Source organism: Mycobacterium sp. NPDC051804, from assembly GCF_044452905.1.
Lineage (GTDB): Bacteria > Actinomycetota > Actinomycetes > Mycobacteriales > Mycobacteriaceae > Mycobacterium.
In genome coordinates this window covers 398345-424133 of the sequence record NZ_JBITCD010000002.1, presented here as the reverse complement: position 1 = coordinate 424133, position 25789 = coordinate 398345, and the positions used below count along the sequence as shown (strand labels likewise).

At 65.4% G+C, this 25789-nt stretch carries 24 protein-coding genes and 2 tRNA genes; 18 read left to right on the top strand and 8 right to left on the bottom strand.

Features of this window, described 5'->3' with window-relative positions:
• Nucleotides 1–9 precede the first annotated feature (9 nt).
• From serA to ACIA48_RS07765, 3 genes are read left to right on the top strand one after another with little or no spacing between them, the layout of a single operon-like run.
• Nucleotides 10–1596, top strand: coding sequence for a phosphoglycerate dehydrogenase (gene serA, locus ACIA48_RS07775; protein ID WP_396729396.1), 1587 nt, complete (start codon nucleotides 10–12; stop codon nucleotides 1594–1596).
• Complete coding sequence (locus ACIA48_RS07770; RefSeq protein WP_396729393.1) at nucleotides 1593–2603, top strand: 3-isopropylmalate dehydrogenase; 1011 nt, start codon at nucleotides 1593–1595, stop codon at nucleotides 2601–2603. The genes serA and ACIA48_RS07770 overlap by 4 nt, the downstream gene beginning before the upstream one ends.
• Complete coding sequence (locus ACIA48_RS07765; protein WP_396729391.1) at nucleotides 2578–3192, top strand: hypothetical protein; 615 nt, start codon at nucleotides 2578–2580, stop codon at nucleotides 3190–3192. Before ACIA48_RS07770 ends, ACIA48_RS07765 begins: the two co-directional genes overlap by 26 nt.
• A gap of 2 nt (nucleotides 3193–3194) precedes the next feature.
• Here ACIA48_RS07765 and ACIA48_RS07760 read toward each other — a convergent pair whose 3' ends face one another.
• Complete coding sequence (locus ACIA48_RS07760; protein ID WP_396729388.1) at nucleotides 3195–4379, bottom strand: MFS transporter; 1185 nt, start codon at nucleotides 4377–4379, stop codon at nucleotides 3195–3197.
• A gap of 114 nt (nucleotides 4380–4493) precedes the next feature.
• Here ACIA48_RS07760 and ACIA48_RS07755 point away from each other — a divergent pair, with 114 nt between their 5' ends.
• The 4 genes from ACIA48_RS07755 to ACIA48_RS07740 all read left to right on the top strand — a co-directional run bounded on the left by ACIA48_RS07755 (nucleotide 4494) and on the right by ACIA48_RS07740 (nucleotide 7117).
• A complete protein-coding gene (locus tag ACIA48_RS07755) occupies nucleotides 4494–5282 on the top strand; it encodes a fumarylacetoacetate hydrolase family protein (protein WP_396729386.1) in 789 nt (262 codons plus the stop codon).
• Nucleotides 5279–6757 carry a glutamate--tRNA ligase gene (gene gltX, locus ACIA48_RS07750; RefSeq protein ID WP_396729384.1) on the top strand — a complete coding sequence of 493 codons (1479 nt, stop codon included), beginning with the start codon at nucleotides 5279–5281 and terminating at the stop codon, nucleotides 6755–6757. The genes ACIA48_RS07755 and gltX overlap by 4 nt, the downstream gene beginning before the upstream one ends.
• A 118-nt stretch (nucleotides 6758–6875) precedes the next feature.
• Nucleotides 6876–6950, top strand: a tRNA-Gln gene (locus ACIA48_RS07745).
• A gap of 94 nt (nucleotides 6951–7044) precedes the next feature.
• Nucleotides 7045–7117 (top strand) — tRNA-Glu (locus tag ACIA48_RS07740).
• 72 nt (nucleotides 7118–7189) lie between these two features.
• Here ACIA48_RS07740 and ACIA48_RS07735 read toward each other — a convergent pair.
• Nucleotides 7190–7891: an IclR family transcriptional regulator gene (locus ACIA48_RS07735; RefSeq protein WP_396729382.1), complete on the bottom strand. Its 702-nt coding sequence runs from the start codon at nucleotides 7889–7891 to the stop codon at nucleotides 7190–7192.
• 38 nt (nucleotides 7892–7929) lie between these two features.
• On the opposite strand from ACIA48_RS07735, the gene leuC reads away from it, so the two are divergent.
• The 3 genes from leuC to ACIA48_RS07720 all read left to right on the top strand — a co-directional run bounded on the left by leuC (nucleotide 7930) and on the right by ACIA48_RS07720 (nucleotide 10810).
• Nucleotides 7930–9366, top strand: coding sequence for a 3-isopropylmalate dehydratase large subunit (leuC, locus tag ACIA48_RS07730; RefSeq protein ID WP_396729380.1), 1437 nt, complete (start codon nucleotides 7930–7932; stop codon nucleotides 9364–9366).
• A gap of 9 nt (nucleotides 9367–9375) precedes the next feature.
• Complete coding sequence (gene leuD, locus ACIA48_RS07725; protein WP_396729378.1) at nucleotides 9376–9969, top strand: 3-isopropylmalate dehydratase small subunit; 594 nt, start codon at nucleotides 9376–9378, stop codon at nucleotides 9967–9969.
• 193 nt (nucleotides 9970–10162) lie between these two features.
• A complete protein-coding gene (locus tag ACIA48_RS07720; RefSeq protein WP_396729376.1) occupies nucleotides 10163–10810 on the top strand; it encodes an HU family DNA-binding protein in 648 nt (215 codons plus the stop codon).
• A 96-nt stretch (nucleotides 10811–10906) separates the two neighbouring features.
• Here the strand turns inward: ACIA48_RS07720 and ACIA48_RS07715 are convergent, their stop codons facing one another.
• From ACIA48_RS07715 to cofC, 3 genes are read right to left on the bottom strand one after another with little or no spacing between them, the layout of a single operon-like run.
• Entirely contained in the window at nucleotides 10907–11836 is a 930-nt protein-coding gene (locus tag ACIA48_RS07715; protein ID WP_396729374.1) for an NUDIX domain-containing protein, read from the bottom strand.
• Between the two features lie 51 nt (nucleotides 11837–11887).
• The gene (locus tag ACIA48_RS07710; RefSeq protein WP_396729371.1) at nucleotides 11888–14086 is read right to left on the bottom strand and encodes an RNA degradosome polyphosphate kinase; all 2199 of its coding nucleotides are present in this window, start codon (nucleotides 14084–14086) and stop codon (nucleotides 11888–11890) included.
• A 54-nt stretch (nucleotides 14087–14140) separates the two neighbouring features.
• On the bottom strand, nucleotides 14141–14785 hold the full coding sequence (gene cofC / locus ACIA48_RS07705; RefSeq protein ID WP_396729369.1) for a 2-phospho-L-lactate guanylyltransferase: 645 nt from the start codon (nucleotides 14783–14785) through the stop codon (nucleotides 14141–14143).
• Nucleotides 14786–14829: 44 nt separating this feature from the next.
• Between cofC and ACIA48_RS07700 the strand changes: the two genes are divergently transcribed.
• The 3 genes from ACIA48_RS07700 to ACIA48_RS07690 all read left to right on the top strand — a co-directional run bounded on the left by ACIA48_RS07700 (nucleotide 14830) and on the right by ACIA48_RS07690 (nucleotide 18121).
• Nucleotides 14830–15828 (top strand): NAD(P)H-dependent glycerol-3-phosphate dehydrogenase, encoded by a 999-nt coding sequence (locus ACIA48_RS07700; protein ID WP_396729366.1) that lies wholly within the window; start codon nucleotides 14830–14832, stop codon nucleotides 15826–15828.
• A gap of 4 nt (nucleotides 15829–15832) precedes the next feature.
• The gene (locus tag ACIA48_RS07695; protein WP_396729364.1) at nucleotides 15833–16933 is read left to right on the top strand and encodes a cystathionine gamma-lyase; all 1101 of its coding nucleotides are present in this window, start codon (nucleotides 15833–15835) and stop codon (nucleotides 16931–16933) included.
• A 75-nt stretch (nucleotides 16934–17008) separates the two neighbouring features.
• Nucleotides 17009–18121 carry a D-alanine--D-alanine ligase family protein gene (locus ACIA48_RS07690; protein WP_396730693.1) on the top strand — a complete coding sequence of 371 codons (1113 nt, stop codon included), beginning with the start codon at nucleotides 17009–17011 and terminating at the stop codon, nucleotides 18119–18121.
• Nucleotides 18122–18132: 11 nt separating this feature from the next.
• Here ACIA48_RS07690 and ACIA48_RS07685 read toward each other — a convergent pair whose 3' ends face one another.
• On the bottom strand, nucleotides 18133–18675 hold the full coding sequence (locus ACIA48_RS07685) for a DUF3515 domain-containing protein (protein ID WP_396729361.1): 543 nt from the start codon (nucleotides 18673–18675) through the stop codon (nucleotides 18133–18135).
• A 10-nt stretch (nucleotides 18676–18685) separates the two neighbouring features.
• Nucleotides 18686–18928 carry an Lrp/AsnC ligand binding domain-containing protein gene (locus tag ACIA48_RS07680; RefSeq protein ID WP_396729358.1) on the bottom strand — a complete coding sequence of 81 codons (243 nt, stop codon included), beginning with the start codon at nucleotides 18926–18928 and terminating at the stop codon, nucleotides 18686–18688.
• Between the two features lie 74 nt (nucleotides 18929–19002).
• On the opposite strand from ACIA48_RS07680, the gene ACIA48_RS07675 reads away from it, so the two are divergent.
• Nucleotides 19003–19959 (top strand): thiamine-phosphate kinase, encoded by a 957-nt coding sequence (locus ACIA48_RS07675; RefSeq protein ID WP_396729355.1) that lies wholly within the window; start codon nucleotides 19003–19005, stop codon nucleotides 19957–19959.
• Nucleotides 19960–19987: 28 nt separating this feature from the next.
• A complete protein-coding gene (locus tag ACIA48_RS07670) occupies nucleotides 19988–20668 on the top strand; it encodes a uracil-DNA glycosylase (RefSeq protein WP_396729353.1) in 681 nt (226 codons plus the stop codon).
• Nucleotides 20669–20722: 54 nt separating this feature from the next.
• Here ACIA48_RS07670 and rpmB read toward each other — a convergent pair whose 3' ends face one another.
• On the bottom strand, nucleotides 20723–20917 hold the full coding sequence (rpmB, locus tag ACIA48_RS07665) for a 50S ribosomal protein L28 (RefSeq protein ID WP_396729350.1): 195 nt from the start codon (nucleotides 20915–20917) through the stop codon (nucleotides 20723–20725).
• A gap of 224 nt (nucleotides 20918–21141) precedes the next feature.
• Between rpmB and ACIA48_RS07660 the strand changes: the two genes are divergently transcribed.
• From ACIA48_RS07660 to ACIA48_RS07650, 3 genes are read left to right on the top strand one after another with little or no spacing between them, the layout of a single operon-like run.
• Nucleotides 21142–22776 (top strand): DAK2 domain-containing protein, encoded by a 1635-nt coding sequence (locus ACIA48_RS07660; protein ID WP_396729347.1) that lies wholly within the window; start codon nucleotides 21142–21144, stop codon nucleotides 22774–22776.
• 2 nt (nucleotides 22777–22778) lie between these two features.
• Nucleotides 22779–25013 carry an ATP-dependent DNA helicase RecG gene (gene recG, locus ACIA48_RS07655; RefSeq protein ID WP_396729344.1) on the top strand — a complete coding sequence of 745 codons (2235 nt, stop codon included), beginning with the start codon at nucleotides 22779–22781 and terminating at the stop codon, nucleotides 25011–25013.
• Entirely contained in the window at nucleotides 25010–25717 is a 708-nt protein-coding gene (locus tag ACIA48_RS07650) for an HNH endonuclease family protein (RefSeq protein ID WP_396729342.1), read from the top strand. The genes recG and ACIA48_RS07650 overlap by 4 nt, the downstream gene beginning before the upstream one ends.
• Nucleotides 25718–25789: the final 72 nt, after the last annotated feature.

Genomic DNA, 25789 nt, shown 5'->3' with positions numbered 1-25789 from the left:
GCTGACCGCGTGAGCCTGCCCGTTGTATTGATCGCAGACAAGCTGGCGGAGTCGACCGTGGCCGCACTGGGTGACCAAGTGGAAGTGCGGTGGGTCGACGGTCCGGACCGAGAGAAGTTACTGGCCGCGGTGCCCGAAGCCGACGCGCTCCTGGTGCGCTCGGCGACCACGGTCGACGCCGAGGTGCTTGCCGCGGCCTCGAAACTCAAGATCGTCGCCCGCGCCGGCGTCGGTCTCGACAACGTCGACGTCGACGCGGCCACCGCCCGCGGCGTCCTCGTGGTCAATGCGCCGACCTCCAATATCCACAGCGCGGCCGAGCACGCACTGGCGCTCATGCTGTCGGCGGCGCGCCAGATCCCTGCCGCCGACGCGACACTGCGCGAGCACACCTGGAAACGCTCTTCGTTCTCCGGCACCGAGATCTTCGGCAAGACCGTCGGCGTCGTTGGTCTCGGGCGAATCGGCCAGTTGGTCGCTCAGCGGCTGGCCGCGTTCGGCACGCACGTCGTGGCGTACGACCCGTATGTATCCGCGGCACGCGCAGCCCAGCTGGGTATCGAGCTACTCAGCCTCGACGAGTTGTTGGGCCGCGCCGACTTCATCTCGGTGCACCTGCCCAAGACGAAGGAGACAGCAGGCCTGATCGACAAGGACGCGCTGGCCAGGACCAAGCCCGGGGTGATCATCGTGAATGCGGCACGTGGCGGCCTGATCGATGAGGCCGCGCTCGCGGACGCGATCAACAGCGGCCATGTGCGCGGTGCAGGCCTTGACGTGTTCTCCACCGAACCGTGCACGGACAGCCCGCTTTTCGAACTGGCCCAGGTGGTGGTGACGCCACACCTGGGCGCGTCGACCGCAGAGGCGCAAGACCGGGCGGGTACCGACGTCGCCGAAAGCGTGAAGCTCGCGCTGGCTGGCGAGTTCGTGCCCGACGCGGTGAACGTCGGCGGCGGTGTCGTCGGCGAGGAGGTCGCGCCGTGGCTGGATCTGGTCCGCAAGCTGGGCCTGCTCGTCGGGGTGCTGTCCGACGAATTCCCGGTGTCGGTGTCGGTCCACGTATGTGGCGAGCTCGCCGCCGAAGATGTTGACATTCTGCGCCTTTCAGCGCTGCGCGGGTTGTTCAGCGCCGTCATCGAGGATCCGGTGACGTTCGTCAACGCGCCGGCCCTCGCCGCCGAGCGCGGTGTCGAGGCCGACATCAGCACCGCCACGGAGAGCCCGAACCACCGCAGCGTCGTCGACGTCCGCGCGGTTTACTCAGACGGTTCGGTTGCCAACGTGTCCGGTGCACTGTCAGGTCCGCAACTGGTCGAGAAGATCGTGCAGATCAACGGTCGCAACTTCGATCTGCGCGCCGAGGGCGTCTACCTGATCGTCAACTACATCGACCAGCCCGGCACGCTCGGCAAGATCGGCACGTTGCTGGGCACGGCCGACATCAACATCCATGCCGCCCAACTCAGCGAGGATGCCGAGGGGCCGGGCGCGACGATCCTGCTGCGCATCGACCGTGATGTGCCGGAGGATGTCCGCGCCGCGATCAGCGCGGCCGTCGGCGCCAAGCTGCTGGAAGTGGTGGATCTGACGTGAAACTGGCGGTCATCGCAGGCGATGGCATCGGCCCGGAGGTCGTCGACGAGGCGGTCAAGGTGCTCGACGCCGTCGTGCCCGGAGTGGAGAAGACCAACTACGACCTCGGCGCGCGGCGGTACCACGCCACCGGTGAGGTGCTGCCCGAATCGGTCCTCGACGAGCTCCGCGCGCACGACGCGATTCTGCTCGGCGCGATCGGCGATCCGTCGGTTCCCAGCGGTCTACTGGAACGCGGTCTGCTGCTGAGAATCCGGTTCGAACTCGACCACCACATCAACCTGCGTCCCGCCAGGCTCTATCCGGGGGTCAGCAGTCCGCTGGCCGGAAACCCGGAGATCGATTTCGTCGTGGTCCGCGAAGGCACCGAGGGCCCGTACACGGGTACCGGGGGCGCGATCCGGGTGGGCACTCCTCACGAAATCGCCACCGAGGTCAGCGTCAACACCGCGTTCGGTGTGCGACGGGTTGTGCACGACGCGTTCGGTCGCGCTGCGAAGCGACGCAAGCAGCTGACCTTGGTGCACAAGAACAATGTCCTTACCTATGCAGGCGCACTCTGGTGGCGCACTGTGCAAGAGATCGGCGCCGAGTACCCCGACGTCGAGGTCGCGTATCAGCACGTCGACTCCGCCACCATTCACCTCGTCACCGATCCAGGCCGGTTCGACGTCATCGTCACCGACAACCTGTTCGGCGACATCGTCACCGACCTGGCCGCCGCGGTGTGTGGCGGCATCGGACTGGCGGCGAGCGGCAACATCGATGCGACGCGCACGAACCCGTCGATGTTCGAACCGGTCCACGGCAGTGCGCCCGACATCGCGGGGCAGGGCATCGCCGATCCCACCGCGGCGATCATGTCGGTAGCGTTGTTGCTCTCGCACGCCGGTGAACTCAATGCGGCCGCCCGCGTCGACAAGGCCGTCGAGCAGCATTTGGCCACGCGCGGCGACGAGAAGCGGTCCACCACCGAGATCGGTGATCGGATCGCGTCAAATCTCTAGTCGCGTTGCGACCCTCAGTCGGCAGTGCTGGCTGTTCGCCGTCGGCTCGTCGCTGTTCGCGATCGCGACGATTCCGGGGCTGTCCGCAGTCGCCGGTGCCGGTCTCGCCAACCTGTTGTGCTTCGTTGGCTCCTGGTTCTTCACTACTGCAGGCTGGATGCAGCTGGTGTTGTCCGGTCCCACAAAGGGGATCGGATGGCTTTCTGCGGCAACTCAGTTCGTCGGAACAATCCTGTTCAACATCAGTACCGGTTCCGCCCTGTGGGCCCACGCGGTCAAACCGGAGCGCCGCCTCGTGTGGGCACCGGACGCGTTGGGGTCTCTCGCGTTTCTGATCAGCGGTGTCCTCGGCGTGATCGCGGTGACGGCGATCGTCGGCGTCATCCAGCTGAAATCGCGTGACTGGCAGGGGGAGTGGATCAACATGATCGGCTGCGTCGCCTTCGCGGTGTCCGCACTCGGCGCGTTCGTCAGCGAAACCGGCGTCACCGCAGATGCCCTGCTGGCCAACGTGGGTACCTTCATCGGCGCGTTGTGCTTCTTGGTGGCCGCATTGGTCATGCTGCCGCGCAGCTCGCAGCGCGAGTGAGTTCAGTCCGCTGCTGGTTCGACCGGGACCATGGGCACAGCCAGCAGCGGCAGAACCGCGCACGCGGCGAACGCCACGGGATAGCCAATGACACCGATCAAAGCGCCGAACAGCGGGGCCGAAGCGGCGGAGGCGAAGAGCTGGCTGGTGTTCTGCATACCCAATGCCCGTCCACTCCAGAACGGTCCGGCGATCTCGGCAATGGCGGTGAATGCCAACCCGTTGTCCGACACGGTGATCACCGACGCGATAACCATGATGGCGACACTGACTGGTGAACTGAGCCAGTCGGTCAACGCCAACAGGCCCATCGCGGCGGCGGCCGCCAGCGCGATGGTGCGGATCGGCCTCAGCCGCGAACCCGTCACATCAGACCAACGGCCGGCGGCGATTCGACCACCTGCGCCAAGCACCTGCGCCACCGTGACGAGCGCGCCCGCTGACGCTGCCGACCACCCACGGTCGGTCATCAACCACACCAGTGCGAATGTCCACAGCACCGCTTGAGGTACCACCAGCAGTACGGAGACAGCGTGTATCCGGGTCAACACCGACGACGCCCGATAGGGGTTCGTCAGGTGCTCGGGCGGGGCCTCGGAGCGTGGCGGACGCGGCGGATCGATCACGAACAACGCGCATATGACCGCGGAAAGCGCGCACACGATCGCCGGGAACCACAGCGCAACGGAGATGCTGTAAGAGTCGGCGACCCGCGGAATCACCAAGGCGCCCAGACCAACCCCAAGCGGCGTCGCGGTTTGGCGGATGCCCATGACCAACCCGCGTCGATCCGGTGGAAACCACCCGACCACCAATCGGCCGCTGGCCGAATTGCTGCTCGCAGCCGCCATTCCGCCGACGAACAGGAACGCGCCCATCGCGAACAAAGAGTCCACGGATGCGGCAGCGAACGCCGCTGCGGCGATGAGCACCGAACCGAGGCTCAACACGATGCGTTCGCCGATCCGATCGACGATGTAGCCCCACGCGATGAGCGTGAGCACCAAACCGAAACCGGGCAGCGACGACAACAAGCCCGCGGAGGCAAGGTCGAGCCCGCGCTCGCGCTGCAGGGCCGGTATGAGAAATGCCGCGCCGTTGATGAACACGTTGGCACTCGTCGTCGCGGTCAGCGCAATGACGAGCATCGACCAGCATCGCGCGGTGCTGATCGAGTCGGCGGGCATGGCTTCATGGTTACACGGGTGTCTCATATATCTGAACTCAGATCTCACTATTTGAGACGCTGAAGCGTCGGGAGTGGGCGCAGCGCCGAGGACCGCGGCCACTAGGCTGACGGCATGCGCCTTGGACGTATCGCCAGCCCCGACGGGGTCGCCTTTGTCAGCATCGACGGATCTCCCGACGACCCGACCCAGGCAGTCGCCAAAGAGATCGCCGAGCACCCCTTCGGTACGCCGACCTTCACGGGACGGGAGTGGCCGCTGGCCGATGTGCGACTGCTTGCGCCGATCCTGGCCAGCAAGGTGGTGTGCATTGGAAAGAACTACGCGGCGCACATAGCGGAAATGGGTGGGGGAGATTTCCCCGACCCGGTGATGTTCATGAAGCCCAACACCGCAATCGTCGGCCCGCATGTGCCCATTCAGCTGCCCGTTGACGCCGACCCGGTGCATTTCGAGGGCGAACTCGGCGTCGTCATCGGCCGACCCTGCAAGGACGTTCCGGCCGCGCGCGCCGCGGAGAACATCTTGGGGTACACGATCGCCAACGACGTGTCGGCGCGTGATCAGCAGAAGAAGGACGGGCAGTGGACCCGGGCAAAAGGGCATGACACGTTCTGTCCGATCGGACCGTGGATCGTCACCGATCTCGATCCATCCGATCTGGCGTTGCGCACCGAAGTCAACGGCGAGGCCAAACAGGACAGCCGGACGTCGCTGATGATCCACGACGTCGGCGCAATTGTGGAATGGATCTCAGCGGTGATGACACTGCTGCCCGGCGACATCATCTTGACCGGGACACCGGACGGTGTCGGCCCGATCGAGGACGGCGACACCGTCACGGTGTCCATCGAAGGCATCGGATCCTTGTCGAATCCAGTTGTGCGCAAAGGAAAGTCATGACGAGCGACATGCGAGTTCGGTTCTGCCCGTCGCCAACCGGCACACCACACGTCGGCCTCATCCGTACTGCGCTGTTCAACTGGGCCTACGCACGTCATTGCGGCGGGTCGTTCGTGTTCCGGCTGGAGGACACCGATGCCGAACGGGACAGTGAGGAAAGCTATCTGGCGCTGCTGGATGCGTTGAGCTGGCTTGGCCTCGACTATGACGAGGGCCCCGATATCGGCGGTCCGTATGCGCCGTACCGGCAGTCGGAACGCGGCGAAATCTACCGCGATGTGCTGGCCCGGTTGCAGGAATCCGGTGATGCCTACGAGGCATTTTCGACTGCTGAGGAAGTCGAAGCCCGTCACGTCGCGGCGGGCCGAAACCCCAAACTCGGCTACGACAATTACGACCGCGAACTCACCGACGCGCAGCGCGCCGCGTTCCTCGGCGAAGGACGCAGGCCGGTGCTTCGGTTACGGATGCCCGCAGAGGACATCACCTGGAATGACCTCGTCCGAGGGGAAACCACATTCGCGGCGGGTATCGTTCCCGATTTCGCCCTGACCCGCGCCAGCGGAGATCCGTTGTACACCTTGGTCAATCCGGTCGATGACGCGCTGATGAAGATCACGCATGTCCTGCGCGGCGAGGATCTGCTTCCGAGTACACCGCGCCAGATTGCGCTGTACCAAGCGCTGATTCGCATCGGTGTTGCCGACCGGGTGCCCGAGTTCGCCCACCTGCCAAGTGTTCTCGGAGATGGCAACAAGAAGCTGTCCAAGCGCGATCCACAGTCGAACCTCTTCATCCACCGCGAGCGTGGCTTCATACCGGAGGGGCTGCTGAACTACCTGGCGCTGCTGGGCTGGGGTATCGCCGAGGATCATGACGTATTCAGCCTCGACGAGATGGTGGCTGCGTTCGACGTCGTCGACGTCAACTCCAATCCGGCCCGGTTCGATCAGAAAAAGGCGGACGCACTCAACGCCGAACACATCCGGATCTTGAGCGAGGACGATTTCACCGCTCGGCTGGCGGCGTATTTCGCGGTCCACGGTCACGACACGAGGCTCGACGAGGCCCAGTTCGCGGAGGCGGCGAAGCTCGTGCAGACACGCATCGTCGTGCTCGGCGACGCATGGGACCTGTTGAAGTTCCTCAACGACGCGGAGTTCGCGCTTGACGAGAAGTCCGCGGCGAAAGAACTCAAGGCCGACGCCGTTGCGGTCCTGGACGCCGCCCTTGTCGCGCTCGAGGAAGTCGGGGAGTGGACCACCGCGGCGATCGAAAACGCGCTGAAGGTTGCGCTGCTCGAGAATTTGGAGCTCAAGCCGCGCAAGGCGTTCGGCCCGCTTCGAGTCGCCGTCACGGGCGCGTCAGTCAGCCCGCCGCTGTTCGAATCACTCGAGCTGCTGGGTCGAGAGCGCAGCCTGCAGCGACTACGAGCGGGCCGCGAACATGCCGCCGCCGTCGCAGCGCAGGCGTGAGAAAAGTGGCCGCGAATCTTTGGTAGTCTGCACGTCGGCCCGAAACAACGCGCGGCGGTGCCGCCGATTGCTTAGTTGGGTCGAAAAAGGCCTGTGACCTGCGGTTACAGGCAGCCAATGGGGTATGGTGTAATTGGCAACACAGCTGATTCTGGTTCAGCCATTCTAGGTTCGAGTCCTGGTACCCCAGCCATTTCGCGATGAGCAGTTCGCGAAGAGCATCGGTCTCGAGCTGATTAGGTCCGCATAATCCGCTGGGCTATGCTGGCTGTCCGGAAATAGTTCTGGCCCCCGTCGTCTAGCGGCCTAGGACGCCGCCCTCTCACGGCGGTAGCGTGGGTTCGAATCCCATCGGGGGTACAAGCGAGTGAGCCGAGCGCAGAGAGCTTGCTCTCATGCCGAGGCGATTGAGTCTTGAGGCCAAGGTCAGTTTTACAGCCGGCGCGTGAGCGCATCGGCGGCAGCTAACAGATCGGCGGCCCATCTTGCTCCGGGGCGACGCCCCATCCGATCGATCGGTCCCGATACCGATACGGCGGCGATCACCGCGCCGTTGGCATCGCGCACCGGTGCCGACACACTCGCCACCCCTGGCTCGCGTTCCGCGGCGCTCTGCGCCCAGCCACGTTTGCGTATCTCGGCGAGCGTGCGGTCGGTGAATTTCGCCGTGGTCAGCACAGCCTGCTGCGTGGCGGCGTCAGCGTAGGCCAACAGCACCTTGGCGCCAGAGCCGGCCGTCATCGGAAGCCTCGCGCCGACAGGGACGGTATCGCGAAGCCCGGCAGGTGGTTCCAGAGCTGCGATACAAATGCGCGCGGTCCCTTCGCGGCGATAGATCTGCACGCTTTCCCCGGTGATTTCACGCAGGCGCGGCAGCACCACGGCGCCGGCGGCCAGCAGGGGATCGTTGACCTGCCCCGCCAATTCGGTAAGCGCAGGCCCGAGCCGCCATTGGCCGTCGCCGTTGCGGGTCAACAGCCGGTGCACTACCAGGCCGGCGGCCAAGCGATGCGCAGTCGCGCGGGGCAGCCCGGTGCGCTCGCACAGCTCCGCAAGTCCGCACGGCGAATCGGCGATCGCATGCAGCACGCCCACCGCTTTGTCCAGCACGCCGATACCGCTATCCTGTCTCACAGGGAGATACTAGCGTCCCAGAATGTGAGAAAGTCAAGATGGCAGCCCAAGAAAAGCCACGCACGCTCGCCGAAAAAGTGTGGGATGACCACGTCGTCGCGAAAGGTTCGGGGGACGGCGCGGCCCGCGAACCCGACCTCATCTACATCGACCTGCACCTCGTGCACGAGGTCACCAGTCCACAGGCGTTCGACGGCCTCCGGCTCAACGGTCGTCCGGTTCGCAGACCCGATCTGACAATCGCCACCGAAGACCACAACGTGCCGACGGTCGACATCGACAAGCCGATCGCCGACCCGGTCTCGCGCACTCAGGTCGAGACGCTGCGCCGCAACTGTGAAGAGTTCGGCATCCGATTGCACCCGATGGGTGACGCCGAACAAGGCATCGTGCACATCATCGGGCCGCAGTTGGGTTTGACCCAGCCGGGTACGACGGTGGTGTGCGGCGACAGCCACACGTCTACGCACGGCGCGTTCGGTGCGCTGGCGATGGGCATCGGCACCTCCGAGGTCGAGCACGTGCTCGCAACGCAGACGCTTCCGCTGCGGCCGTTCAAGACGATGGCGGTCAACGTCGACGGACAGCTGCCCGCGGGCGTGAGCGCGAAAGACATCATCCTCGCGGTGATCGCAAAGATCGGCACCGGCGGAGGACAGGGATACGTCATCGAATACCGCGGCAGCGCCATCGAATCGCTGTCGATGGAAGGGCGTATGACGGTTTGCAATATGAGCATCGAGGCCGGGGCGCGGGCCGGCATGGTCGCGCCCGACGAGACAACTTTCGAGTTCTTGCGTGGTCGCCCGCACGCGCCGCAGGGGGCCGACTGGGATGCCGCAGTGGCGGCGTGGAGTCAGCTGCGCACCGACGACGGCGCTGAGTTCGACACCGAGGTCTACATCGACGCGGCCACGCTGAGCCCGTTCGTTACGTGGGGGACCAATCCCGGGCAGGGGGTTCCGCTGTCAGCGTCGGTACCGGATCCTGAGCTGATATTCGATGAGGGTGAGCGTCAAGCCGCTGAAAAGGCGTTGGCGTACATGGATCTTCGGGCCGGAACGGCGATGCGTGACATCGCCGTCGACACAGTCTTCGTCGGCTCGTGCACGAACGGGCGCATCGAGGATTTGCGCGTAGTCGCCGATGTGCTCCGCGGACGTAAGGTCGCCGACGGTGTGCGGATGCTCGTCGTACCCGGCTCGATGCGGGTGCGCGCGCAGGCTGAATCAGAGGGCCTCGGTGAGATCTTCACCGCTGCAGGCGCCGAGTGGCGGCAGGCCGGCTGCTCGATGTGTCTTGGAATGAATCCAGATCAACTGTCCCCGGGGCAGCGCTGCGCATCGACATCGAACCGAAATTTCGAAGGACGGCAGGGCAAGGGCGGCCGCACTCATCTGGTGTCGCCCGCGGTCGCTGCGGCCACTGCTGTGCGCGGCACGTTGTCCTCGCCCGCTGATCTGACTCATTCATAGGAGCCTGTGATGGAACCATTCCGCACTCATACCGGTATCGGCGTTCCGCTTCGCCGGTCCAATGTCGATACCGACCAAATAATCCCCGCCGTGTATTTGAAGCGGGTAACCCGAACAGGTTTCGAGGATGGCTTGTTCGCAGCATGGCGATCCGATGCGTCTTTCATCCTGAACATGTCGCCGTTCGACAAAGGGTCGGTGTTGGTGGCGGGTCCCGATTTCGGCACCGGTTCGTCGCGCGAACATGCCGTGTGGGCACTCATGGACTACGGCTTCAGAGTCGTCATCTCATCTCGCTTCGCCGATATTTTTCGGGGCAACGCGGGCAAGGCGGGCCTCTTGGCCGCCGAAGTCGCGCAAGATGATGTCGAACTGTTGTGGAAGCTCATCGAGGAGCATCCCGGCATGGAAATTACTGTGAATCTTCAAGATCGGAACATCGTCGCGGGAACGGTCATGGTGCCGTTCAACATTGACGATTACACCGCCTGGCGGCTCCTCGAAGGACTCGACGATATAGGCATTACGCTGCGCAAATGCGATGAAATCGATTCGTATGAAACGCGTCGGCCGAGCTGGAAGCCGCGTACCTTGCCGGCGTGACGAAATGGCTTTCTGAGCCGAAATCATCACCCCTGAACCCGGTTATCGGGGGCCCCGGCAGGAGCCCAAGGGGGGCAAGAAAGTTCGCTAGATTCTCGTGAAATTGCGCGTGGCTCTTGGAAATCAGTGGCCATTGGGTTTACCGTGTCCTCTAGTCGGCCCAAAGTGGGCTACTGGTTTTCGGAGGTTTTGCATGAACAAAGCAGAGCTCATCGACGCACTGACGGAGAAAATGGGCTCGGATCGTCGGTCGGCAACAGAAGCGGTGGAGAATGTCGTAGACACCATCGTGCGTGCGGTTCATAAGGGTGACAGCGTCACAATTACCGGCTTCGGCGTTTTCGAACAGCGTCGTCGCGCCGCTCGTGTTGCGCGCAACCCGCGCACCGGCGAGACCGTGAAAGTTAAGCCAACGTCCGTGCCGGCATTCCGGCCCGGTGCTCAGTTCAAAGCGGTTGTCTCTGGCGCGCAGCGCCTCCCGGCGGAAGGACCAGCAGTGAAGCGTGGCGTGACTGCGGGCGGCGCCCGCAAGGCTGTGAAGCGTGCAGCCGTCAAGAAGGCTGTGAAGAAGGCAGCCGTCAAGAAGGCTGTGAAGCGCACCGCCGCCAAGAAGGCTGTGAAGAAAGCAGCCGTCAAGAAGGCAGTGAAGCGCACCGCCGCCAAGAAGGCAGTGAAGCGCACCGCCGCCAAGAAGGCTGTGAAGAAATCAGCAGCCAAGAAGGCAGTGAAGCGCACCGCCGCCAAGAAGGCAGTGAAGCGCACCGCCGCCAAGAAGGCAGTGAAGCGCACCGCCGCCAAGAAGGCAGTGAAGCGTGCCCCGGCCAAGAAGGGCCGCAGGTAGGTTCAGCATCGAACACGCCGTGGGTCATCCCGACCCACGGCGTGTTTGTGTTTTGAATGAAAGTCAGGCCTGCTAGCTGGCCGCCGACTGCAGCGCTTATTTTTTGATGGCGAGCGGACTGCCGATGTGATCGGCGGCGATCAGGCGTCCGTCGAACAACGACAGGACCCACGTACTGCCCTTGCGGTTGCGCGACTTGTCCGGGCGGACGCTGTCGCGCGCACACCACCACGAGATGAGATCCGGAATCACCTTGCCCTGAGTGCAGATCACGGGGGTGCCCTCGGATGTGGCGATTTCCAAGAATCGGTTCCGGGAGGCCTTCCGATTCTCCGAATAGGCTTCCTCGGTCAGGAGTGGCTCGCTGCTGATATCGACACCGAGTTCTTCGGCCAGCGGTGCGATCGTCTGTTCGCAGCGAGTCCGGTCGGCCGCGAACAGCGTTTCGGCCCCGAAGGACAACAACTGTCCGACAAGAGACTCCGCTTGAGCGCGCCCGTGCTTGTCCAGCGGACGGTGCCGGTCGTCGCCCTTGTATCGGGACTTGCTGCCCGCGGTGCCGTGCCGGACGATCAGCACAGTCTTCGTGTCGGCCGGCAGCTTCTTGAAGCGGCGTAGGACCTTTCGGTCGTGCGGATAGCCCACCGCCTTGACGGCCTCGGATATGGGAAGCCATTTGAGATCGTCGACTTCGGAGTTCGGGCTGAACTCGCCCCCTATAGTGCGTGCTGTCCAGTACCGCACTTTCTTGATGTTCTCGTCGACGGGATAGCTCACCGCGGCCAGCCGCCGACCGAGATGTGCCGCGTAGCCGGTCTCCTCCGCCACCTCGCGCACAGCAGTCACGGGTTCTGTTTCGCCGGGGTCGACTTTCCCTTTGGGAAGTGACCAGTCGTCGTACCGGGGACGGTGAATGATTGCGACCTCTGGCGAGGCGTCATCGTCACCCGGTCGCCACAGCACCGCGCCCGCGGCGAAAACTGCCTTGCCCGCCGGAACCGTGCGGGGTGGATTGTCCCTCGGCACGTCAACTCCTGCTGGTCATTCGGGGCCTGGAGAGCTCATAGCCGACGGACTTCAAGGGTGGCGGCGACTTTCCATCAACGACACCTGATGGTCGCGGACCGTCTGCCCCTCGTGCGGCGACGCCGTCCACTTGCCGTCCATGTCCAACTCCCAGCATCGGGTGGCAGGGTCAAGGGCGGAATCGAAGACGTCGTTCAACTGGGAAGCCAGTCTCGGATCCTTGACCTGAGCCATGACCTCGACTCGTCGATCGAGATTACGATGCATCATGTCGGCGCTTCCGATCCAGAACTCGTCGATGGCGCGGAAGTGAATAATCCGCGAGTGCTCGAGGAAGCGGCCCAGAATCGAGCGCACGGAAATGTTTTCGGAGTATCCGTTCACGCCAGGACGCAATGCGCAAATGCCGCGGACCACGACCTCGACGCGGACACCAGCCTGCGATGCCCGATACAGCGCATCGATCACCTGCTCGTCGACCAATGCGTTGGCTTTCAGCCGAATGCCGGCGTCAGCACCGGACTGCTTTGCCGCGATCTCGCGTTCAATCCGTTCGATGATGCCCTTGCGGACACCGTGCGGCGCGACCAACAGGTTGCGGTACGAGTCTTTACGCGAGTAGCCCGTCAGCGAGTTGAACAGATCGGTGAGGTCCGCGCCGATGTCGGGTGCGGCCGTCAGCAGACCGACATCCTCATAGAGGCGCGCGGTCTTGCTGTTGTAGTTGCCGGTGCCGATATGGCAGTAGCGGCGAATCGTCGATCCTTCGCGGCGCACCACGAGGCAGGTCTTGCAGTGGGTCTTCAACCCGACGAGTCCATAGACCACATGCACGCCCGCGCGTTCCAGAGCGCGGGCCCACTTGATGTTGGCCTGTTCGTCGAATCGCGCCTTGATCTCCACTAGCGCGACAACCTGTTTACCCGCCGCGGCGGCATCGATGAGTGCGTTGACGATCGGCGAATCACCCGATGTCCGGTACAGCGTCTGCTTGATGGCCAACACGTTGGGATCCGCGGCCGCCTGCTCGATGAACCGTTGCACCGTGGTGGAAAACGAATCGTAGGGGTGGTGCACCAGCACGTCGCCGTCACGCAACGTCGAGAAGATGCTCTTGGGGGTCTCTCGCTCACCGAACGCTGGTGGCGTCGCTGGCACGAATGGACGGTCCTTGAGCGCGGGACGGTCCTGACCGTAGATCTGCCACAGCGATGAAAGGTCGAGTAGGCCGGGCACCTCGATGACGTCGCCGCTGTCCACGTCGAGTTCGCGCTGAAGCAACTCGAGCATGCTCTCGGTCATGTCGTCGGACACCTCGAGGCGCACCGGCGAACCGAAGCGCCGCCGTGCCAATTCTCGTTCCAGTGCTTGCAATAGATCTTCGTCGCGGTCTTCTTCCACCTCGAAGTCCGCGTTGCGGGTGATGCGGAATGCGTGATGCTCGACGATGTCCAGACCGGGGAACAGCACTGGCAGGAATGCCGCGATCAATTCCTCCATCGGAAGGAACCGCACGACATCGGACGAGCCTTCACGTCGCGCCAGTTCGACGAAGCGGTCGACGTTGTCGGGCACTTTGATTCGGGCGAAGTGCTGCCCGCCGTCTTCGGGTTGCCGCACGGTGACGGCGAGGTTCAGGCTCAGGCCGCTCACGAACGGGAACGGGTGGGCCGGGTCGACAGCCAACGGCGTGAGTACCGGGAACACCTGCTCGTGGAAGTACGTCGACAACCGTGAGCGCTCGTCCTCGTCGAGTTCGGCCCACGTGACGATGACGATGCCTTCGTCGGCGAGCGCAGGCCGCACCGCATCGAGGAATACGTGTGCGTGCCGGCTTGAGATCTGTTGTGTCCGCTCGTTGATGCGACGCAGTTGCTCGCGCGGCGACAATCCGTCGGCAGACCGCACCGACAGGCCCATCTCGTCGCGCCTTTTCAGTCCCGCCACGCGGACCATGTAGAACTCGTCGAGGTTCGACGCGAAGATCGCGAGGAACTTCGCGCGCTCCAGCAAGGGCAGCGATGGGTCGGCAGCGAGCGCGAGGACCCGGGCGTTGAAGTCGAGCCAGCTGAGCTCCCGATTGAGGTAACGATCTTCCGGCAGCGCGTTGTCGACCGCTCGCGATGTCGCGGCGGGTGGCGCTTCAGGCGCTGAGTCTCCGGACTGCGGCGCACCGGGTCGCGCCGGCTGCGCGGTTTCGGCCGTCGACCCGGAATCGCGGGCAAGGATCTCAGTATCGGCGTCCGTCATGCCTCAAATGATTCCCTATTGAGTAGTGGCCCTGCCACCGCGATGAGCGAACTGTTACTTGGCACCAGCGATGGCCTGCGCGGTTGTCGCGCCGACGCCGAGTCGACGCGCCACCAGCAGGTCGTCGGGAGTGTCGATGTCACAGCGCAGCCCAGGCCAGGCGCCGGTCAGCTCGATGGCGCCCGAATGGCGATGGCGCTCGGCCGAATCCTGGCCGAACTGCGGATCCAGTTCGACGCCGAAGGCAATCAAGGCCGATGTCCCTGTGCCGTGCCGGTCACCGACATAGCTGCGAGGGTAGGTGCGGGCGGCCGCGATCGCCTCGGTCAGTTCCTGCGTTTGCAGCGCAGGCAGATCGCCCTGCAGCACAACGATGTTCGAGGTTTCGGTGCGCACCGCTTCCTCCGCGGCGGCGATGGCGTTGTTCAGCGGGTTCCGATGACCCTGCGGCGTCGGGTCGGGAAGCACCCGCGCGCCGAGCTGCCTGGCGGCGTCGCCGGCGACATCGTCGGGGGTCACGACGGTGATCGACTGCACCGTAGGCACGGCCGCGGCTGCGGTGATGGTATCGATCAGCATCGCCAGCACGACGCCTTCGCGAGTGGCCGCGGAGAAAACCGGCGCCAGCCGGGTCTTGGCGGCAGCCAGCCGTTTGACCGCGATCACCAGCCCGATATCGGCTTCCGCTGACCCGACCATGAGCGCCATCCTGCCAGCAGGCCGTACCGCGCTAGGGTGAAGGCGTGGTCGACGCGGCGGTGCTGGGGGCCGGAGCTTGGGGAACGGCACTCGCCAAGGTCCTGGCTGACGCCGGCAATGATGTGAGGTTGTGGGCCCGTCGGCCCGAGTTGGCCGACGAGATCAACAAAACCCATCGCAACCCCTTCTATCTCGATGACGCCGAACTGCCGGAGACCATCCGCGCGACCAGTGACCCGGCCGAAGCGCTGACCGGCGCCTGCACCGTGCTGCTTGCCGTGCCCGCTCAGTCGTTGCGCACCAACCTCGTGCAGTGGGCTCCTCTCATCGGTGGGGACACCACACTGGTGAGCCTGGCCAAGGGCATCGAACTGGACACGTTGATGCGGATGAGCCAGGTGATCGTGCAAGTCACCGGGGCCGACCCGTCGCGCGTCGCGGTGATCTCCGGGCCGAACCTCGCCAGCGAGATCGCCGACGAACAACCGGCGGCGACGGTTGTCGCATGCACTGACTCCGGGCGGGCGGTGGCGCTGCAGCGCGCGTTCTCGACCGGATACTTCCGTCCTTACACCAACGCTGACGTCATCGGCGCCGAAGTCGGTGGCGCATGTAAGAACGTGATCGCGCTGGCGTCGGGGATGGCCGCGGGTGTGGGGCTGGGGGAGAACACGGCGGCGGCGATCATCACCCGCGGGCTCGCCGAGATCATGCGACTCGGAATCGCGTTGGGCGCCAAGCCGGCAACGCTGGCGGGTCTTGCGGGCGTCGGTGATCTCATCGCGACGTGTACGTCGCGGCACTCCCGGAACCGTTCATTCGGTGAGCGGCTGGGCAAGGGCGGCACCATGGAGTCGGCGATGCGCGCCGCTGACGGGCACGTCGCGGAGGGCGTGGCGTCATGCCAGTCCATCTTGGCGCTGGCGGACAGCTACGACGTCGAGATGCCACTTACCGACGCCGTGAATCGGGTCTGCCACAAGGGCGCATCGGTCTACGAGGCGGTTACGCTCTTGCTCGGACGCAGTACCAAACCGGAGTAGGGCAATGGACGGCCTGTACGGCGATTCCACTCGCAGCGTCAAAGCAGTTGGCTCAGCAGCTGTTCCGGGCAACCCGGTCGTGTCACCGCCGGTACTCGCTTCGACCTTTTATCTGCCAGCCGAGGATTCGGAGTCGCTCGACAAGTACGGGCGTTACTCGAATCCGACTTGGCGACAGCTGGAGTCGGCGCTCGCCGAACTCGAAGGCGCCGCGGCAGCATTGACGTTCGGCTCCGGAATGGCCGCCATCACGGCGGTGTTGCGTGTGCTCGCCAAGCCCGGCGCCAAACTCGTGGTGCCTGCCGACGGCTATAACCAAGTTCGCCGCTATGCCACGGAACACCTTGCGCCACTTGGGATCACGGTGGTTGAGGCCTCGTGCGCCGAGATGTGTTCGGCGTCGGATGCCGACGTGGTGCTTGCGGAGACGCCGGCCAATCCCGGACTCGATGTCGTCGACCTGCACCGGTTGGCGATGGATTGCCGTCGTCGGGGTTCGACCCTCGTCGTCGACAACACCACCGCAACGCCGCTCGGCCAGCAGCCGCTGTCGCTCGGCGCCGATCTCGTTGTCGCCAGCGCGACGAAATCGTTGTCGGGGCACAGCGACCTGATCGCGGGATACGTCGCGGGCAGCCACCCCGAGCTGATGGCCGCGGTGGAAAAGGAGCGTCTGCTCGCCGGACCGATCCTCGGACCGTTCGAGGCGTGGCTGGTGCTGCGTAGCCTCGGCAGCGCGGGTCTGCGTTTCGAGCGGCAATGCCACAACGCGCAGGCGCTCGCGGTGATGTTGGAAACGCATCCGGCGGTGCGGTCGGTCCGCTATCCCGGGCTGCCCGACGACCCGTCGCACCCAGTCGCGGCGTTGCAGATGAAGCGGTTCGGTGGGCTGGTCGCGATCGAGCTGGAGGACGCACAGGCGGTGCACGCACTCGTGGAGCGCAGCGCGCTGGTGGTCTCCTCGACGAGCTTCGGGGGCATCCACACCTCGGTGGACCGTCGCGGGCGCTGGAACGATCCGGTCGGCGACGGCTTCGCCCGTATCTCGCTGGGCATCGAGGACACCGACGACCTGATCAGCGATTTCGAGCAGGCATTATCCTAAAACCGCAGGTCAGGATATTGGGCGACCTGCGATCGGGCTGGACGGTAGCCTCTCTAGGTTGTGACTGCCAGCAATGTGCCCAACGCGACCCGGCGTATTCGCGTCGCCGTCGTCTATGGCGGCCGCAGCAATGAGCATGCAATCTCCTGTGTTTCCGCAGGAAGCATCCTGCGCAACCTCGATCCGGAGCGCTTCGAGGTGGTCGCTGTGGGCATCACCCCCGAGGGTGCGTGGATGCTCACCGATGCCGAGCCCGACACCCTAGCCATCGCCGACGGTCAGTTGCCGCAGGTCACCGGGTCAACGGGCCGGGAGCTGGCCCTCGCCGCCGATCCCGGACGGCGCGGTGAGCTGCTATCGGTTGGCCGCGGCGCTCCGGAGGTGCTCGAAGCCGTCGACGTGGTTTTTCCCGTGCTGCACGGCCCGTATGGCGAAGACGGCACGATCCAGGGCCTGCTCGAGCTGGCGGGTGTGCCGTATGTCGGCGCCGGTGTGCTGGCCAGCGCGTCCGGCATGGACAAGGAGTTCACCAAGAAGCTGTTGGCCGCGGAAGGTCTGCCGATCGGCGACCAGGTCGTACTTCGGCCCCGGCAGGACACGCTGGATCTCGAGGAGCGCGAACGCCTCGGGCTGCCGGTGTTCGTGAAGCCCGCGCGCGGTGGATCGTCGATCGGGGTGAGCCGCGTGACGGCGTGGGATCAGCTGCCCGCGGCGATCGAGCTGGCCCGGCGCCACGATCCCAAGGTGATCGTCGAGGCCGCGATCGTCGGACGTGAATTGGAGTGCGGGGTACTGGAATTCCCCGACGGCCGCGTCGAAGCCAGCACCGTCGGTGAGATCCGGGTGGCGGGTGTTCGCGGTCGCGAGGACTCGTTCTACGACTTCGCGACGAAGTACCTCGAAGACGCGGCGGAGCTTGACGTGCCGGCCAAGGTCGACGACAGCATCGCAGATGAGGTGCGCCAGTTGGCGATTCAGGCGTTTCAGGCCATCGACTGCCAGGGCCTTGCCCGTGTCGACTTCTTCCTGACCGACGATGGTCCGATCATCAACGAGATCAACACGATGCCGGGATTCACCACCATCTCGATGTTCCCGAGGATGTGGGCGGCCAGCGGTGTCGACTATCCGACGCTTCTGGCCACCATGGTCGAAACCGCACTCAAGCGCGGCACCGGCCTACGCTAGGGCGCTGAGGATCAGCGCACCGGTCCGGGATCAACTGGCTTGGCGGGCAACGACTTCGCGATGCTCCGCGAGATCTCCTGAATCGGTGTCGGGCCGGAGTCCGCTGGCAACGTCAATGCGACGTAGACCGGGCGGTCGACAGCGAACCACGTGCTGCGTCCTTGGTCGGCGATCTCAAACCACGACACGTCGTCGACCACCTGCAGGGGGCTGCCGAGCACGAACTCCGCCGGCCGGTCCAAACCACACCGCAGAATCACGGCCTCACCGTCCGGAGTCGCACGCCACGCCGCGGCCGCCGGTGGCGCGGGGTCGGCTGCGGAGGCGCGCTGATAGTTGCCGAGCCGTTCAGGCAGGTTGTCGATCAGCGCCCGGCAGTCCGCGCTGTCGGCCTGCGGGGCGGGCACCGAGACGATCGCAACGGGCTTTTCCGTCGCGGGGGCCTGCCGAAGGGCCGCGAAGACCAGGATCGAGCCGATAGCGGCGACGGCCACGGCGAGCGCCGCGATGATCAGGGCCTTCGGGGGTCCGTCACGGGTTTCGGCGTCGTCCACACCCCAAACTCTATGGGCGCGGCCCGTCGGCGATCGGGCAGGTCAGAGTGCGGGTGATGCCGGCGACATGCTGGACGCTGGGAACCACGCTGGCCTGCAGTTCGTCGAGGTTTTGCGCGCCGATGCGCACCACCACGTCGTAAGGACCGGTGACGTATTCGGCCGACACCACACCGGGCAGGCCCGCGAGCTGTTTGGCGACGACTTCAGCGCGGCCCACCTCGGTCTGGATCAGCATGAAAGCCTCGACCACCCGGCTGTCCTCCCTCTGGCTGCATAGACTCCACGCCGCAGGGACCAAACGTACCGCAGCGCAGGGGAGGCGACATGGCGAGCGACGAGCCCCCCGAAACCCTCGCCGGGGTGGGCGAGTTCACCGTCATCGACCGGCTCGTCGCAGGTCGCCAGCAACCCGACGTGGTGGCGCTGGGGCCCGGTGACGACGCCGCGGTGGTGTTGGCCCGCGACGGCGCGACGGTGGTGTCGACGGACATGCTCGTCGAGGGGAGCCATTTCCGGCTCGACTGGTCGACACCTCACGATGTCGGCCGCAAGGCGATCGCGCAGAATGCGGCCGACATAGAGGCGATGGGGGCGACGGCCACCGCGTTCGTCGTCGCATTCGGAGCGCCCGGTGATACGCAGGCCGCGCACGCCGTGGAGCTGGCCGACGGCCTCTGGCACGAGGCGAGGCTGCTGGGCGCCGGCATCGTGGGAGGCGACCTCGTGACGGCGCCGCAATGGGTGATCTCGGTGACCGCACTCGGCGATCTGGGCGGTCGCCAAGCCGTTCGTCTCGACGGCGCCCGGTCCGGTGACACCGTCGCGGTCGTGGGAGACAGTGGATGGTCTGCCGCTGGATATGCGCTGTTGCTCAACGGCTTTGATGATTTCGACGCGCTGCGTCGCCGTCACCTGGTGCCGCAACCGCCATACGGTCGGGGCGCGGCCGCGGCGGCCGCCGGTGCGACGTCGATGACCGACGTCTCCGACGGGCTGATGGCCGACCTCGGGCACATCGCGAAAGCGTCCGACGTCGGGATCGCCCTCTCGTCGGAATCGCTGAGCGCAGATCTCGATCCGCTCGTCTCGGCGGGCGCAGCTCTGGGGGTTGATCCGCTTGATTGGGTGCTCGGGGGAGGCGAGGACCACTCGCTGGTGGCGACGTTCCCAGGGTCGCCGCCGGAGGGCTGGCGGGTGATCGGACGGGTGCTGGATGGTCCCGCCACAGTCCTGCTAGATGGACAGCCATGGCGCGGCGAATCGGGATGGCAGTCGTTCTGAGCCGGCACGCACGCTAAGTTGACCCATCGTGGGTGCACGACCGCTTAATGAAATCGTCGAGGATGGTTGGGCGCGCGCGCTGGAACCCGCGCAGTCTCAGGTCGCGCAGATGGGGGAGTTCCTGCGGGCCGAGATCGCAGCGGGCCAACGCTATCTACCAGCAGGCCAGAACGTGTTGCGCGCCTTCAGTTTCCCGTTCGATCGAGTGCGGGTTCTCATCGTCGGCCAGGACCCGTACCCCACACCGGGCCACGCCGTCGGTCTGAGCTTCTCGGTGGCGCCCGAGGTGCGGCCGTTGCCGCGCAGCCTGGCCAATATCTTCACCGAGTACGTCGACGATCTCGGGTATCCGGCTCCCGCGACAGGGGATCTGACGCCGTGGTGCGAGCGTGGCGTGATGCTGCTGAACAGGGTGCTCACCGTCCGGCCGGGAACCCCCGCCTCGCATCGCGGTAAGGGCTGGGAGGCGGTGACTGAGTGCGCTATCCGGGCTCTGGTCGCGCGGCAGCAGCCGCTCGTCGCGGTGTTGTGGGGCCGCGACGCGTCCACCTTGAAGCCGATGCTCGGTGCCGATTGCGTGGCCATCGAGTCGCCGCACCCGTCACCGCTGTCGGCGTCCCGGGGTTTCTTCGGCTCGCGGCCGTTCAGCCGGGCGAATGAACTACTGGCGAAGATGGGCGCCGAACCGATCGACTGGCGCCTTCCGTAGTACCGGCGTGGTGAGCGTACGGATTTATACGGCGGTTTAAACCGTCAGCGCGCGTCAGCCGCGCGAGACCTTTCCGGCCTTGATGCACGACGTGCACACGTTGACGCGCTTCTTGTTGCCACCCGGGGTGGACACGGCGCGCACGGTCTGGATGTTCGGATCCCACCGACGGCTGGTCCGGCGATGGGAGTGCGACACCGACTTGCCGAAGCCGGGGCCCTTCCCGCAGATATCGCACACGGCAGCCATATGTAGAACTCCTCGAATCAGTACTTGGGGGGCCTGGGTTTCCGCCCACAACCGGCGGCGGGTCGACCCGACAACCTGACCAGGATACCGGCCGCGCCAAGGATCACCAAAATGGTCTCCACAGGCGCGAACGTTCTGTAGGGGCTGTCAGGACGAATGGCTAGGCTTGCGCGCACGGCGACGCCCCGAGCCAGCGGGTGCCGCCATGGCGGCTGGAGGTGGGCATGTCGGATCGGCGGCTCGACGCCTCCGCACTGCGGGATTGGGCGCATACCGCCGTCGGCGACCTCATCACCCACACCGACGAGATCAACCGCCTCAATGTATTCCCCGTCGCCGACGCCGATACCGGTACAAACATGCTGTTCACAATGCGTGCGGCGTGGGCGCAGGCCGATGCCCTCGCGACGTCCGACAACGTCGTAGAGATCGCCGCCGCGCTCGCTCGCGGTGCGCTGCAAGGCGCACGGGGGAACTCCGGCGTCATCCTGTCCCAGATCCTGCGCGGGCTGGCCGATGTCACCGCTTCGGCGGCCGCCGATCGTGACGGTGTGCTCGCCGACGTCAGCGGAGCGCTGTTCGGGGCGGCTCTGCGGCATTCGGTCGGCCTGGTCGTCAGCTCGATGGGTGAAGCGGTTCCCGGCACTATCGTGTCGGTGCTCCAGGATGCGGCGGATGCCGCCGAGGATGCAGGCGCCGACGACTCCGGAATCGCCACCGTGGTCGCGGCGTCGGCCGACGCGGCGGCCGTTTCACTGGACAAGACCACCGGGCAGCTCGACGTTCTGGCCGAGGCCGGCGTGGTGGACGCCGGTGGGCGGGGCCTGCTGGTACTGCTGGATGCGATGAGCGCGACTCTGACCGGGCAGGTCCGGCACCGAGAGGAGTACGTGCCGTCCCCGCCGCAGGAGCCCGTCGCCGCCGCCGCGACGGTGACAACCCCCAATTTCGAGGTTATGTACCTGCTCAGCGGGTGTGACGCGGCCGGGGTGGAGACGCTTCGGCGCAGCCTCGACCGGTTGGGCGAGTCGGTGGCCATCGCGACGACAACCGATGCGGGCCAGTACTCCGTGCATGTGCATGCCGACGACGCCGGCGCCGCGGTCGAGGCGGCGCTGCCGCTGGGCACGCTGAGCCGCATCCAAATCACGTCGCTCAGCGGCACGACGGGTGCGCGGCCGTCCGGCGGATGGGCCCGGGAGCGGGCCGTGCTCGCCGTGGTCGACGGTGCCGGCGCCCGAGAGCTGTTCGCGGGTGAGGGTGCGCACGTGCTGCGTCTCGATCCGGGCGGGCCCGTCAGCGCCAAAGAGCTCCTGCACGCCCTGGTCAACACGGGTGCGGCGCAAATCATGGTGCTGCCCAACGGGTACGTCGCGGCCGAGGAACTCGTCGCGGGCTGCACCGCCGCCATCGGCTGGGGTATCGACGTGGTGCCGGTGCCGACGGCGTCGATGGTGCAGGGCCTCGCCGCGCTGGCCATGCACGAAGCGGACCGGCAAGCCGTCGACGACGGCTACACGATGGCGCGCGCTGCGGCCGCTGCAAGGCACGGATCGGTGCGCGTCGCCACCGAGGAGGCGCTCACGTGGGCTGGCACGTGCGAACCGGGCGACGGCCTCGGCATCGCGGCCGACGAGGTGCTGATTGTGGGGAAGGACGTCGCGACAGCGGGTGCGGGATTGATCGACCTCCTGTTGGCGGCGGGCGGTGAACTCGTCACCGTTCTCACCGGTGCCGGTGTCGACGCAGCGGTCGGCGAGGCGTTGGCGGAGCACGTGCATCGCGAACACATCGGCACCGAGTTGGTGACCTACCACACCGACCATCGCGGAGATGCTCTGCTGATCGGCGTCGAGTAGCCGTGGCCAAGCTGACCGATCGGCTCGACTTCGTCGTCGGCAAGAACTCCGCCGATCTGTTGGAAGAGCATTTCGGCATCGTCACCGTCAACGACCTGCTGCGGCACTATCCGCGCAAGTACAGCGACGAGATGATTACGTCCGGCGAAGGCGAGGAACTCGAAGAAGGCGAACACGTCACGTTCATCGACCGCGTCACCAAGGTGGATCTTCGGGTGACAAACCGTCCGCCTAAACGGGAATACATGGTCGTCACGATCGGCAACCGCAAGCCCAAGGTGACCGCGACCTTCTTCAACGTGAAGATCATCAAGAAAACCCTCAAAGAAGGCCAGCGGGTGATGCTTTCGGGCGAGGTGGGCTATTTCAAAGGCACCATGCAGCTGACGCATCCGGCCTTCCTGGTGATCCACGAGGACGGCAGAGTCGCCGGGACCCGATCGCTCACCGCGATTGCCCGAGCGGAAGGGACAGCCGACGAAGGCAAGTTGCTCTCCCTCTTCGATCGCGATTTCTTCCCGATTTACCCCGCCAACAGCAAGGTGCAGAGCTGGGACATCTACGCCTGTGTGCGCCAGGTGCTCGACGTCCTGGATCCGATGGAGGAACCGCTGCCTGAAGCCTTTCTGCGCGAACACCATCTGATCGGCGAGGACGAAGCTCTGCGCGCTATCCACATGGCGGAAAAGGCCGCGGAACGCGATGCGGCGATCGCGCGTCTGACCTATGACGAGGCCATCGGGCTGCAATGGGCGTTGGCGCAGCGCAGGTTCGGCGCATTGAGTGACGCCGGACCCATCGCGGTGCCATCCGACGACGGTCTCGTCGCGGCCATGCGCCATCAAATGCCATTCGAACTGACCGAAGGTCAAAAGGATGTCCTGGAGGTGCTGACCACCGAGTTGGCGGCGAGCCGACCGATGAACCGCATGCTGCAGGGCGAGGTCGGCTCCGGCAAGACCATCGTCTCGGTACTGGCGATGCTGCAGATGGTCGACGCCGGATACCAGTGCGCACTCCTGGCCCCGACGGAAGTCCTTGCCGCCCAGCATGCCCGCTCGATTCGCGATGTCCTCGGACCGCTGGCGATGGCCGGTCAACTCGGCGGTGCCGAGAGGGCGACGCGCATTGCGCTGCTGACGGGATCGATGTCCCCACAACAGAAGAAGCAGGTGCGCGACGAAGTCGCCTCCGGTGAAGCGGGCATCGTCATCGGCACACATGCGCTGCTCCAGGACACCGTCGAGTTCCATCGCCTCGGCATGGTCGTTGTCGACGAACAGCATCGGTTCGGGGTCGAACAACGAGATCGGCTGCGCGCCAAGGCGCCCGAGGGCGTCACACCGCATCTGCTGGTGATGACCGCGACACCGATCCCGCGCACCGTCGCGCTGACCCACTACGGCGATCTCGAGACGTCGGTGCTTCGTGAACTGCCACGCGGTCGCCAACCGATCACCACCAACACGATCTTTCTCAAAGAGCATCCGCGCTGGCTCGACCGTGCCTGGCAACGGATCATCGAAGAAGTCGGCGCCGGACGGCAGGCCTACATCGTCGCGTCGCGCATCGATGCGGACGACGACGGCAAGGGCAGAGGTAAGCGGCGCGACCAGGTCAAGGAACAGGGCCCACCCGCAGTGACCGTCGTCGAATTGTTCGAGCGGCTGCGGCGCGGCCCACTCTCAGGCCTGCGGCTCGGGCTCATGCACGGCCGGTTGTCCGCCGACGAAAAGGACGCGGTGATGGCCGCGTTTCGCGCGGGAGACATCGATGTCCTCATCTGCACCACGGTGATCGAGGTCGGCGTCGATGTGCCCAACGCGACCGTGATGCTGGTGATGGACGGCGACCGGTTCGGCATAAGCCAGCTGCACCAGCTGCGCGGTCGTATCGGCCGCGGACAACATCCCAGCCTGTGTCTGCTCGTCACCCAACTGCCGGAGGCCTCGAAGGCGGGGGAGCGCCTCAGGGCCGTCGCCTCGACCCTCGACGGTTTCACACTCGCCGACCTCGATCTCATGGAGCGACGCGAGGGAGATGTGTTGGGCTACAGCCAATCCGGGCGCCCGATCACGCTGCGCTTCTTGTCGTTGTTCGAACATCTCGATCTCATTCTCGCCGCGCGCGACTTCTGCGATGGGCACTACGCGACGAATCCCGGTGACCCCGGGATGGCGTCGCTGGCCGCGCCGTTCTCCGACACCGACCGCATCGAATATCTGGAAAAGGCGTGAACCGCAGGTACCTGCTGTGGCTGGTCGCGATCGTGTCCATCGCGGTGTTGGTCGCCATTCAAGTCACCAACTCGTCGATCAACCGATCGCAGTTCATCGCGAGCGCCGACATCCCGACTGTCGCGCCAGGAGTCGACGTGCTCGCAGGCGTCGCCCAGATACCGCTGCGCATCCGAGGATACGACTATCGACGGGATGCGTTCGGCGACAGCTGGACCGATGACAATTCTGCGCCGGGTGGCCACAACGGCTGCGATACTCGCAACGACATCCTCGACCGCGACCTCGTCGACAAGTCCTACATTTCGATCAAACGTTGTCCCAATGCCGTGGCGACGGGTCTGATGCACGATCCCTACACCAACGCCGAGATCGCCTTTACCCGCGGTGAGAAGACTGGCGCCGCAGTGCAGATCGACCACATCGTTCCGCTGGCGTTGGCGTGGGATCTCGGCGCACGGTTCTGGACAGACGATATGCGGCTGCGATTCGCCAACGATCCGGCCAATCTCATTGCCGTCGCCGGAGGGGCAAATCAGGACAAGGGCGACCAGGAGCCTGCGGCCTGGATGCCGCCCAACGCCGCGTTCCGGTGTCAGTACTCGGTCCAGTTCATCGCCGTGCTGCGCGGCTACGCGCTGCCGGTGGACGCGCCGTCGGCAGTTGTCCTACGCGATGCGGCCGCGACCTGCCCGACCGGCTGACTGCATTCGCCGCGCCTTTGCTGAGCAACTCGGTAATTGCGCGCCACAAAACGCGCCGCCGTCAAGGACGGC